This is a genomic window from Mesorhizobium muleiense, from assembly GCF_900099905.1.
Taxonomy (GTDB): Bacteria; Pseudomonadota; Alphaproteobacteria; order Rhizobiales; family Rhizobiaceae; genus Mesorhizobium; species Mesorhizobium muleiense.
The window spans coordinates 69,999-80,612 of sequence record NZ_FNEE01000028.1; the positions used below are offsets into that span (position 1 = coordinate 69,999).

At 62.2% G+C, this 10,614-nt stretch carries 9 protein-coding genes and 1 pseudogene; 5 read left to right on the top strand and 5 right to left on the bottom strand.

Features of this window, described 5'->3' with window-relative positions:
- Nucleotides 1-9: 9 nt before the first annotated feature.
- Together nudC and BLT09_RS29715 are read left to right on the top strand one after the other, a co-directional pair.
- Nucleotides 10-951, top strand: a complete 942-nt coding sequence (nudC, locus tag BLT09_RS29710) for an NAD(+) diphosphatase (protein WP_091600034.1) — start codon at nt 10-12, stop codon at nt 949-951.
- Between the two features lie 18 nt (nt 952-969).
- Complete coding sequence (locus tag BLT09_RS29715) at nt 970-1,263, top strand: Dabb family protein (protein ID WP_091600036.1); 294 nt, start codon at nt 970-972, stop codon at nt 1,261-1,263.
- Here the strand turns inward: BLT09_RS29715 and BLT09_RS29720 are convergent.
- The 4 genes from BLT09_RS29720 to BLT09_RS29735 all read right to left on the bottom strand — a co-directional run bounded on the left by BLT09_RS29720 (nt 1,260) and on the right by BLT09_RS29735 (nt 4,470).
- Entirely contained in the window at nt 1,260-1,910 is a 651-nt protein-coding gene (locus BLT09_RS29720) for a glutathione S-transferase family protein (protein ID WP_091600060.1), read from the bottom strand. The genes BLT09_RS29715 and BLT09_RS29720 overlap by 4 nt on opposite strands.
- 92 nt (nt 1,911-2,002) lie before the next feature.
- Nucleotides 2,003-2,806, bottom strand: coding sequence for an alpha/beta hydrolase (locus BLT09_RS29725; protein ID WP_091600038.1), 804 nt, complete (start codon nt 2,804-2,806; stop codon nt 2,003-2,005).
- Nucleotides 2,807-2,850: 44 nt separating this feature from the next.
- Nucleotides 2,851-3,714, bottom strand: a complete 864-nt coding sequence (locus BLT09_RS29730) for a prephenate dehydratase (protein ID WP_023802077.1) — start codon at nt 3,712-3,714, stop codon at nt 2,851-2,853.
- Between the two features lie 27 nt (nt 3,715-3,741).
- Nucleotides 3,742-4,470, bottom strand: coding sequence for a 3-deoxy-manno-octulosonate cytidylyltransferase (locus tag BLT09_RS29735; protein WP_091600040.1), 729 nt, complete (start codon nt 4,468-4,470; stop codon nt 3,742-3,744).
- 193 nt (nt 4,471-4,663) lie between these two features.
- Between BLT09_RS29735 and BLT09_RS29740 the strand changes: the two genes are divergently transcribed.
- From BLT09_RS29740 to BLT09_RS29750, 3 genes are all read left to right on the top strand, one after another.
- Nucleotides 4,664-5,356: a c-type cytochrome gene (locus tag BLT09_RS29740; RefSeq protein ID WP_091600042.1), complete on the top strand. Its 693-nt coding sequence runs from the start codon at nt 4,664-4,666 to the stop codon at nt 5,354-5,356.
- Nucleotides 5,357-6,447: 1,091 nt separating this feature from the next.
- Nucleotides 6,448-8,325, top strand: coding sequence for an extracellular solute-binding protein (locus BLT09_RS29745; protein ID WP_091600044.1), 1,878 nt, complete (start codon nt 6,448-6,450; stop codon nt 8,323-8,325).
- Entirely contained in the window at nt 8,325-10,211 is a 1,887-nt protein-coding gene (locus tag BLT09_RS29750) for an extracellular solute-binding protein (protein WP_091600046.1), read from the top strand. The genes BLT09_RS29745 and BLT09_RS29750 overlap by 1 nt, the downstream gene beginning before the upstream one ends.
- 86 nt (nt 10,212-10,297) lie before the next feature.
- Here the strand turns inward: BLT09_RS29750 and BLT09_RS29755 are convergent.
- Nucleotides 10,298-10,614: pseudogene (locus BLT09_RS29755) on the bottom strand (integrase); the annotation flags it as partial.

Below are 10,614 nucleotides of genomic sequence, written 5' to 3' on the forward strand. Positions count from 1 at the left end.
TGAGTCTCGATGAGCTTCCGCCTGTTTGACGCGCCCTTGCGCGAGCCGAGCCAGTTCGTCGGCTTTGCCGGCAACATGATCGACCGGCAATCGGAAAACCGCGCCGACGATTCCGTCGAAAAGGCGCTCGCCGATCCTTCAGCCAGGCTTTTGCTGATGCATGGCGGGCGGCTCTACCTGAAGCTCATTGGTGGCGGCTTCGACCCCTGGTTCGGCGCCGAGGAAAGCCGGCCGCTCGAGGCGTCGCTCGACCGTGGCGTCCTGCTCGGTTTTTCCGACAGCGGCCCGGTGCTCGCCGTACCGGCCGGCATCGACCCCGAACAGCTGCCCGATACCATCAAGGGCATCGACTATCGCTCGGTCTACATGCAGGGGCTGATCGACGAGGCGGCGGCCGGCGCGATGGCGCAAGGAGCAGCGCTGCTCGCCTGGCATGCCAGCCACCGCTTCTGCAGCAAATGCGGCGCTGAAGCCGCGATGCGGGCCGGCGGCTACAAGCGGCTTTGCCCGGCCTGCGCCACCGAGCATTTTCCGCGAACCGACCCGGTGGCGATCATGCTGACGGCGACGCGTGAAAAATGCCTGCTCGGCCGCGGCCGGCATTTCGCGCCCGGCATGTATTCGGCGCTTGCCGGCTTCATCGAACCTGGCGAGACGATCGAGGCGGCGGTGCGCCGCGAAACGCTGGAGGAAGCCGGTATCCGGCTTGGCCGTGTCGTCTATCACGCCAGCCAGCCCTGGCCGTTTCCCTATTCGCTGATGATCGGCTGCTTCGGCGAGCCGCTCAACGACGACATCCAGGCCGACCTCAACGAGTTGGAAGACTGCCGCTGGTTCTTTCGCGACGAGGTGCTGTCGATGCTGGCCCGCGAGCATCCGGGCGGCCTGGTCACGCCGCCGAAGGGGGCGATCGCCTACAACCTCATCCGCGCCTGGGCCGACAGCGCATAGCCTGCAGGGGAAGCAAAAATGATCCGTCATACAGTGGTGTTCAGGCTGAAGCACAAGGAGAACTCGGCCGAGGAGGCAAAATTTCTGGCAGACGCCAAAATACTGGCGGCGATACCGGGCGTCGAGAAATTCGAGCAGTTGCAGCAGGTCAGCCCGAAGAACGATTATCGCTTCGGCTTCTCGATGGAGTTCGCCGACCAGGCTGCCTATTCCGGCTACAACGACCATCCCGACCACGTCGCCTTCGTCCGCGACCGCTGGATCCCGGAAGTCGCGGCGTTTTTGGAGATCGACTACGCGCCGCTGAGTTAAGTTGGTGACTTGCCGGTGAAAACCGCCAGTTGAGCGGCGAAAGCACGCTTGTAGGCGGGCCGGGCTTCGCCGCGGGCGACATAGGCGGAGAGGTTCGGATATTCGTCCAGTATACCCGACCCGCTCAACCTTAGCAGCACGTGCACCATCATCAGGTCCCCGGCGCTGAACGCGCCATCGAGCCAGTCGGCATCGCCAAGACGACCGGAAAGCTCGCCCAGCCGGTCACGGATGCGATCTTCGACCATAGGCAAGCGCTGTTCGCGCCAGGTTTCGTCGCGCTCCAGGAGCACGGCGGTTTGGCGTTCAAGGATCGGCGGCTCCACGGTGTTTAGCGCGGCAAACATCCATGAGATTGCGCGCGCCCTGGCATTCGCCTCGTCTGGCAGCAGGCCCGCATGGCGCTCGGCGATATGGAACACGATCGCCCCCGACTCGAACAGCGCGAGATCGCCTTCTTCAAAGGTCGGAATCTGCCCGAAAGGATGAAGCGCGAGATGCGCGGGTTCCTTCATCGCTTTGAACGAAACGAGACGAACCTTGTAAGGCAGGCCGACTTCTTCGAGCGCCCAGCGAACACGCATGTCGCGCGCCAGTCCCCTGCCGCGATCGGGCGACCGTTCAAAGGCGGTGATGGTGGGGGTCATGGGCAGGCCTTCATCTCGTCGTCTCCCTTCTTCGGTTGCGGCAAGCAAAGGACGAATGTCGCGCCGGAATTCCGACATCTGCGAATTGTTTTTCAATCGCTCATGACCGCCGCGACGGAGGCACGTAGCGCTCCGGCGAAGTCGGGATGGTCATAGAGGTCGTTGTGGCCAGCCGCTATGGCGATGTGGCTGCGCAGGTCGCGGGCAGCCTCGCGCAGGGGCGCCGAACGCGCCGCAGGTACGATGGTGTCGTTCTCGGCGGTGATGACGGCCGTGGGCACATCGAGGTCGCGCAGAGATGCCGCTGCCTCCATGCGGTGCCGCAGCAAGAGGCGCACCGGCAGCCAGGGATAGTGGTGAGCGGCGAGTTCTCTCAGCGAATCGAAGGGGGTCACCATGACGATGCCGCGCAACGGCCGGGACGTCGCCAGATCGGCCGCAACCGCAGCGCCGATGCTAAGGCCGATGGCGAGGATGCCTGCTTTGGCATCGCTGGCCAGCTGGTCATGGGCGCGTCGGGCGTCCTCGAGCAGGGCGGCGGCCGATGGGCTGCCGCTGCTCGGCGCATAGCCACGGTAGTGCAGCGCAGCGACCTCATGGTCGGGAAATAGCTGGTGCAGCATGAAGGCAAGTGCGTCGGCGTTCCAGGCATTGCCGGCGAACCCCAGCAGCAGGGGGCGTGGCTCGGCCGGCGCCTGCCTTGCCGGCAGGCGGACCAGAACGACGCGCTCGCCATCCTCAGTCGCCAGTTCGACATGGCGTGCCCCAGCCGGCAGATCGGGTCCGAAAGCCGCAAGGCCGGCCGGAAAGATCAGCCAGGACTGGAGCACATACACGACCGCAACAATCACCGCATACAATCCAGCGACCGCGAGCGTCAGTTTCAGAAGCCACATCGCAGCAATGTCGCCCGATGCTCGTCACCTGGCAAGGTGCTGAGCTAGTCCGCCACCTTCCACTGCTCACGCGACTGGCTGGCCGGGTAGACGCCCAGAATCCGCATTTCGCGCGAGAAGAAGGCAAGCTCGTCGAGCGCCAGTTTTACCAGCGGATCGTCGGGATGGCCCTCGATATCGGCGTAGAACAGGGTCGCGGTGAATGCGCCGAGCTGGTAGCTCTCCAGCTTGGTCATGTTGATGCCGTTGGTGGCAAAGCCGCCCATCGCCTTGTAGAGCGCGGCCGGCACGTTGCGGACGCGGAAGATGAACGTCGTCATCATCCTGGCATCGGCCGAGGGACGTTCGGCCCACTGCCTGTTCCTGGTCAGCACGACGAAGCGGGTGACGTTGCTGTCGGTGTCCTCGACATTCTGCTCGATGATGTCGAGCCCATAGAGCGTCGAGGCCAGAGCCGGCGCCAGCGCCGCCATGGTGCGGTCCTTCAGCTCTGCGACCAGCTTGGCGGCGCCCGCCGTGTCGCCGGCGACCACCGGCTTCCAGCCGTTCTTGCGGATATATTTGCGGCACTGGCCGAGCGCATGGATGTGGCTGTGCACGGTCTTGATCTGGTCGCGCCTGACGCCCGGCAGAACCATCAGCTGGAAATGGATCGGCAGGAAATATTCGCCGACGATGTGCAGTTTCGATTCCGGCAGGAGATGATGGATGTCGGCGACGCGCCCGGCAATCGTGTTCTCGATCGGGATCATGGCGAGGTCGGCTTTGCCGGTCTCGACCGCGTTGAAAGCATCCTCGAAGGTCGGACACGGCAACGGCTCCATATCAGGGAACATGTTGCGGCAGGCGGTGTCGGAATTGGCGCCCGGCTCGCCCTGGAAGGCTATTCTGTTGGTTTTTTCAGGCATGCCAAATGTCTCAGGTGTCCAAATGTCTCAGGTTGAAAGGACGGTTCTGGCGCGTTCGAGATCGTCCGGCGTGTCGACGCCGAACGGCGCCGACTTTACGATCTCGGCATCGATGCGCATGCCGGCCTCGAGCGCCCGCAACTGCTCGAGCTTCTCGCGCCGTTCCAGCGGCGACGGTTGCAGCGCGACAAAGCGCTCGAGCGCTGAGCGGCGATAGGCATAGAGGCCGATATGATGATAGAGCGGCCCATCGCCCCAGGGTGCGGTGGCGCGGGTGAAATAGAGCGCCCGCAGCCGTGTCTCCGACTGCGGCGAGCCGACGATCTTGACGACATTCGGATTGGTCTTCTCCTCGTCGCGGACGATCTCGATGCCAAGCGTGGCGATGTCGACCGTCGCATCCTCGAAAGGCCTCAGCGCGGCCTTGATGATGTCGGGATCGATGGTCGGCAGGTCGCCCTGCACATTGACGATGGTTTCGACCTTGCGCCCGGGATCCAGCGTGGCCAGCGCTTCGAAGATGCGGTCGGAGCCCGATTCGTGGCCGACGCGCGTCATCACCGCCTCGAAACCGTGCGTGCGCACCGCCTCCGCCACGCTCTGGGTATCGGTGGCGACCACCACCCGGCCGAGCCCGGCCTCGGCGGCGCGGCGGGCGACATGGACGATCATCGGAACGCCGGCGATGTCGGCCAGCGGCTTGCCCGGCAGGCGGGTCGAGGCCATGCGGGCCGGGATGAGGATGAGCGTGGACATCGGGTGATGAAGCATCCGAAAAAGAGGAAGGGAAAAGTGGCAAAAGGTCTCACTGGAAGCGCCCTTATAGGTGTTGCAACGCCAGAGCAAAAGACCTAGTTTCCGCCCGATTTGACCGCCTCGCGGGGTGGTTCACGATTACCGACGGACGGAGTGGACGGATCGGTCCGCCGGAAAAGGGAGCCTGGGGCGTATGGACTCTTTCGAAATCAACAAGCTGATCGGCGGCCTGCTCGGAACTGTGTTCGTCGTCTTCTCGGTCGGCATCATATCCGACGCGCTGTTCGCCTCCCCAGCACCGGAAAAACCCGGCTACGCCATCGAGGCGACCGAGGAGCCTGCCGAGGGCGGCCCGGCAGCCCCCGCCGAAGCCAAGCCGATCGCCGACCTCCTGGCCAACGCCAATGTCGAGGCGGGTGCGTCCGTGTTCAAGAAGTGCCAGGCCTGCCACACCGGCGAAAAAGGCGGACCGAACAAGGTCGGCCCTGATCTCTGGGATATCGTCGACCGTCCCATCGCCGAGCATGCGGGCTTCGCCTATTCGGCCGGCATGAAAGAGTTTTCCAAGGGCGGCGCGGAAAAATGGACGTACGACCACCTCAATAACTTTCTGCTTTCGCCGAAGAAGCTGGTGAAGGGCACGGCGATGGGCTTCGCCGGCCTGCCGAAAGACGAGGACCGCGCCAACGTCATCGCCTATCTGCGCACGCTGTCGGACAGTCCGAAGCCGCTGCCGACACCCGGCGCTTCGGCCGAGAATGCAGCCGCGCCCGCCGAAGGCGCGGCGCCGGCCAAGCCGGCAGAGGGCGAAGCACCGGCAGCCCCTGCTGCTCCGGCCCCCGCTGCGCCAGCCCCCGCCGCTCCGGCACCAGCTCCCGCGCAATAACGCAATTGTAATCGAAGCATACCCTGAAAAAGCCGGGTTCAGCCCGGCTTTTTTCATGGTCGATCGGCTCCGAAAACGCGCTAAGGCGTTGATTTCTTTGGGCCATAGATTTCGAGGTCATCCTAGGTCTACCGGTTAGGGACCGATCTATACACCTTCTAATATTCCGGTTTTGTTCTTCTGTGTAATGATGTATGTTGATTCTCGAACTCGGAAGACACCTGAACGGAGCCAGAGCGAACCCTTCAACGGACAATCGCGAGGGCCAACCTCAGTCAGACAAGTCTGAAGAGCAATTCGGCTCGACCCCGTTAAACGTCGTTCGGCTGAGTGGTCCGCAACCACTCCCCGCCGTCAAACGCGGGCGAAGGAATTTTCATCGCAGATCGATCTGCGCCCAGTTTAACTGCTGGTGCGCGCCCGGCTCTCATATGGAGCCATCCTTGGACATCGTCGTCCTCTATGGGAAGGGGTTCAGAATTCGGGTCAATGCCCGTTTCTTCCTCGCAGTCGTCACCTTCATGGTGACATACTTCTAACGGCGGGGCGGTTCGCAAGGACCGCCCTTCCCGTTTTCCGGCCCCGTAGGCGTGCGCGAGGTCGCGCCCAGCCCTTCGGGTGCGGAAAAGCCCCCGCGCGCGTCCTAGGCAGGCAGGGGCTGGGGAGAAGTTGCGAAGGAGCGTTTGTAAGGCCGGCTACCCCTTGAGACGCGAGAGAGGGTACCACCGCGTGTCGCTCGGGCGCTTGACCTGCCAGCTTGGCGTCCTCAAAGGCACGGACTTCGGCTTCGACATCGCGCACCGTTTTCGATCGGCTGTTACCGTCTGACAGCGAGCAATATAGTGTGAACATGAGTTGGGAAGGAAGAGCCGCCAACGCGATTTGCTTAATTAATTGAAGCACTTAACAACAGATAACGGGTTTAAACGGCGGATAGCAACGGATACCGCCGGACATACTTTCGTCGGGTTCAGCCCGGCTTTTTAAATTGGAAAAGCGCATGTGCGGCGACAAAGCCGGCCTGTCGCGGTTTTCATGAGCGTCAAATGATCTAGATTGTCCGCTGACAGCTATCGCACAGAGGAGAAGGCATGACGGTTGGCCGAACGTTTCTCAGATCGATGCTGGTTGTGGCGGCTTTTGCCGGCGGCCTGCAGGCAGCCTTCGCGGACGAATGGCGCACCACCTCGTCGCTGATCGGCGAATCCAAATATGGCGACAACTTTCAGCACTATGATTACGTCAATCCGGACGCGCCGAAGGGCGGCACGCTGAATTCGGCGGTGCTCGGCACGTTCGACAGCTTCAATCCCTATATCGTCCAGGGTTCGCCGGCAGCCGGTTTTGCACAATTCGGCGGCGGCTTGCTCTACGACACGCTGATGGAGCAGGCGACCGACGAAGGCAGCGTCAGCCATCCGCTGATCGCCGACGCCTACAAACATCCGGACGACTATTCGTCGGCGACCTACCGTCTTGATCCGCGGGCCAAGTGGCATGACGGCAAGCCGATCACCACCGACGATGTAATCTGGTCGTTTCAGGTGCTGAAGGCCAACAGCCCGATGTACAGCCGCTATTTCGAGAATGTCACCGAGGCGATTGCGGTGTCTGACCGTGAGGTCGAGTTCCATTTCAACCAGAAAGGCAACCGGGAGTTGCCGAAAATCCTCGGCGATCTCGTCGTGCTGCCGAAGCATTGGTGGGAAGGCACCGACGCCAACGGCAAGAAGCGCGACATCACCAGACCGACACAGGAGCCGCCGCTGGGGTCCGCCGCCTACAAGATCGCCAGCTTCAAGCCGGGCTCCGAAATCGTCTGGCAGCGCGTGCCCGACTACTGGGCGGCCAAGCTGCCGGTGAAGATCGGGCGAGAGAATTTCGACAGGCAGCGTTTCAGCTACTTTCTCGACGACAATGCGGCCTGGCAAGCCTTCACCAAGGGCGGGCTGCATGACATCAGGCCGGAAAACAGTTCGAGGCGCTGGAACACCGCCTATAATTTCCCGGCAGTCCAGGCCGGCGACGTCATCAAGCAGGAATTCAAGACTGCCTCACCCGAGCCGATGCAGGCCTTCATGCTCAACACAAGGCGTCCGCTGTTTGGCGATCGTCTGGTGCGCGCCGCGCTGACTTACCCGCTCGACTTCGAGACCATGAATCGTACCTTGTTCTTCGGTTCCAACACCCGTACCAGCAGTTACTTCCAAGGCACCGAGCTCGCATCGAGCGGCCTGCCGCAAGGCAAGGAGCTGGAAATCCTCGAGCGATATCGCGACAAGCTGCCGCCCGAAGTCTTCACCCAGGAATTCAAGCTGCCGGTCTACGATTCGCCACAGGCGGAGCGCAAGTATCTCAAGACTGCGGTCGATCTCTTCGCCAAGGCGGGCTGGGTGATCAAGGGCGGCAAGATGGTCAACGCCAAGACGGGCGAGCCTTTCAAGTTCGAAATCCTCGGCTGGAACGATACCGACCAGGTCCTTTCCAGTCCCTATATCGCCAATCTGCGCAAGATCGGCGTCGACGCCACGCTGCGGCTGATCGACCAGACCCAATACATCAACCGCATCAACAATTTCGATTTCGATGTCACCATATCGCAGTTGGGGCAGTCGGATTCGCCTGGCAACGAGCAGCGTGATTTCTGGAGCTCCAAGGCCGCCGACACGCCTGGATCCCGCAACTACGCCGGCATCAAAAATCCGGTCGTCGATGCGCTGGTCGACCGCGTCATCTTTGCAACCGACCGCGACGATCTGGTTGCTGCCACCCATGCGCTCGACCGGGTGCTGCTGTGGAATTACTATGTCGTGCCGCAACACCATCGGTCGGTGGTCTGGATAGCCTACTGGAACAAGTTCGGCATCCCCGAGAAGCAACCGACCTATAGCGGCGTCGACCAGAATTCCTGGTGGATCGACCCGGACAAGGAAAAGGCGCTGGCGGCAAAATACAAGAGTGGCAATTGATGGCGGCGCTGCCTCGCCGCGTCTCGCTGGCCCGCCGCGACTTTCTGGCTCTCGGCGCCGCGGCCACGGCGGCAGCGCTGCTGCCCGGCCGCGCCTTTGCCGCCATCCCGACAGGCGTCAAGCTGCACGGCCTGTCGGCGTTCGGCGACCTCAAATATCCCCCGCATTTCACGCATTTCGACTATGTCAATCCGGACGCGCCCAAGGGCGGCCAGATGAATTTCGCGCCGCCGAACTCCACCTTCAATCAGAGCTTCCTGACGTTCAACACGCTGAATTCGCTGGTGTTGAGAGGGGAATCGCCGCCGCGCACCGAACTCTGTTTCGATTCGCTGATGGCTAGCGCACTCGACGAGCCGGATGCGGTCTATGGCCGGCTTGCCGAGTCGGTTACCTTGTCGCCTGACCGCAATAGCTTCCGCTTCAGCGTGCGACCGCAAGCACGCTTCCACGACGGCTCGCCAATGACTGCGGAGGACGTCGCCTTCGCATTGAAGCTGTACAAGGCCAAGGGGCATCCGAACCTTTCCCAGGCGTTGCGGCATATGACGGACGCGGCCGCCGTCGATCCGGTTACCGTCAATCTTACCTTCAACGGGAAGCAGTCGGCGCAGAATATCCTTGCGATCGTCGCCATGCCGATCGTGTCCAAAGCCTTTTATACGGTCAATGATTTCGATGCCTCGACGATGACACCGCCGCTCGGCTCCGGACCTTACAAAATAGGGCGCGTGGCGGCCGGACAGACCGTCGAATATGAGCGCGTCGCCGACTATTGGGGCAGGGATCTGGCCGTGAACCGCGGCGTCTATAATTTCGACCGCATCCGTATCGATTTTTACATCAATCGCCAGGCAGCGTTTGAAGCCCTGAAGAAGGGGGACACGCATTTCCGCGAGGAATTTACCTCGCGGGTATGGGCGACTGGTTACGACTTTCCGGCACTGAAGGACGGCCGGGTCGTCAAACGCGAATTTCCCGGCGAGAAAACGCCATCCATGCAGGCTGTCGCGCTGAACCAGCGTCGTGCGCAATTCCGCGATGTGCGCGTCAGACGCGCGATCGCCAATTGCTTCGATTTCGAATGGACCAAGCGGGTTCTGTTTTACGGCGCCTACGAGCGCTCGCAATCGAATTTCGAGCGGTCGGATTACAAGGCCGAGGGCCTGCCCTCGCCCGAGGAATTGGCCCTGCTTGAGCCGTTTCGAGCCGAGTTGCCGCCGGAAACTTTCGGCGAAGCGGTGATGCAGCCTGTCTCCGACGGTTCAGGCCACGACCGCAAGCTGCTGCGCGCGGCTTCGAGACTGCTTGCCGAAGCCGGCTGGAAGCGGGCGGGCAATTTCGTTGTCAATGAAAAGGGCGAGCCACTGCGGGTGGAAATGCTGGCCGAGGACGACGGCATCGTTCGGCTTTTGTCGCCGTGGGCCGAGAACATGAAAACGATCGGCATCGACGCTTCGATCCGGCAGGTCGATTCGACGCAATATGAACAGCGGCAGAGCAATTTCGATTTCGATTTCACCCTGCTCGCCTGGTCGATCGGGGCGACGCCGACTGCCGACGGCCTGGAGATACTCTACGATTCGCGGATGGCGAAAACGCCGGGGATGCGAAATTATCCCGGGACGGAAAGCAAGGCCATCGATGCACTGATCGAGGCAGCCGGCAAGGCGCAGAGCCGGGTCGAACTGATCACGGCGCTCAAAGCACTCGATCGGGTCTTGCGCGCGCGGCTAGACTGGATTCCAACATATTATCTCGCGAATCACCGAGTCGCCTATTGGGACATGTTCGGCTTTCCCGAGCAGAAGCCCGATTTCGGCTTTCCGGTCGAGGCGCTGTGGTGGTTCGACAAGGACAAGGCGGCAAAGATTGGCAAAGGGTGAATTTCTTGCAGGCGTCGGCGCCGCCCCTCACCTGCCTGCCGGTGTCCAGTTGATAGATGGGTAACACTTTGAACCGGATACATGGGTTACAGTTTTCCCCCTGTCGTGTCCGCCGCAGCGCCAAGCGGTTTGGTTGGCGCGGCGCTGCGGCGGACAAGCTTCATGCGCCTCGTGTCGAGGATCCCGAGCGGGTGGGCATGGAAGTTGAGCGCCCATTGGCCATCCTCCTCGGTTTCGGTGGCGGCGACCGCTTCGCCGGCCAGCGTCTTGGAAACGTAGACGAAGCCGCCGTTCCACCTGATCTCGCCATTGTGGCGCACGCTGCGCACTGCCGCCTCGGCCGGATAGTCGGGCTCGGGCGGTGTCGCGGGCATGGCGCGCGACGACGGGCGGTAATGCTGCG

Bases quoted from the DNA above. Each gene is read 5' to 3' on its own strand.
- nudC (WP_091600034.1), top strand. From the start codon at position 10: ATGAGCTTCCGCCTGTTTGACGCGCCCTTGCGCGAGCCGAGCCAGTTC.
- BLT09_RS29715 (WP_091600036.1), top strand. From the start codon at position 970: ATGATCCGTCATACAGTGGTGTTCAGGCTGAAGCACAAGGAGAACTCG.
- BLT09_RS29720 (WP_091600060.1), bottom strand. From the start codon at position 1,910: ATGACCCCCACCATCACCGCCTTTGAACGGTCGCCCGATCGCGGCAGG.
- BLT09_RS29725 (WP_091600038.1), bottom strand. From the start codon at position 2,806: ATGTGGCTTCTGAAACTGACGCTCGCGGTCGCTGGATTGTATGCGGTG.
- BLT09_RS29730 (WP_023802077.1), bottom strand. From the start codon at position 3,714: ATGCCTGAAAAAACCAACAGAATAGCCTTCCAGGGCGAGCCGGGCGCC.
- BLT09_RS29735 (WP_091600040.1), bottom strand. From the start codon at position 4,470: ATGTCCACGCTCATCCTCATCCCGGCCCGCATGGCCTCGACCCGCCTG.
- BLT09_RS29740 (WP_091600042.1), top strand. From the start codon at position 4,664: ATGGACTCTTTCGAAATCAACAAGCTGATCGGCGGCCTGCTCGGAACT.
- BLT09_RS29745 (WP_091600044.1), top strand. From the start codon at position 6,448: ATGACGGTTGGCCGAACGTTTCTCAGATCGATGCTGGTTGTGGCGGCT.
- BLT09_RS29750 (WP_091600046.1), top strand. From the start codon at position 8,325: ATGGCGGCGCTGCCTCGCCGCGTCTCGCTGGCCCGCCGCGACTTTCTG.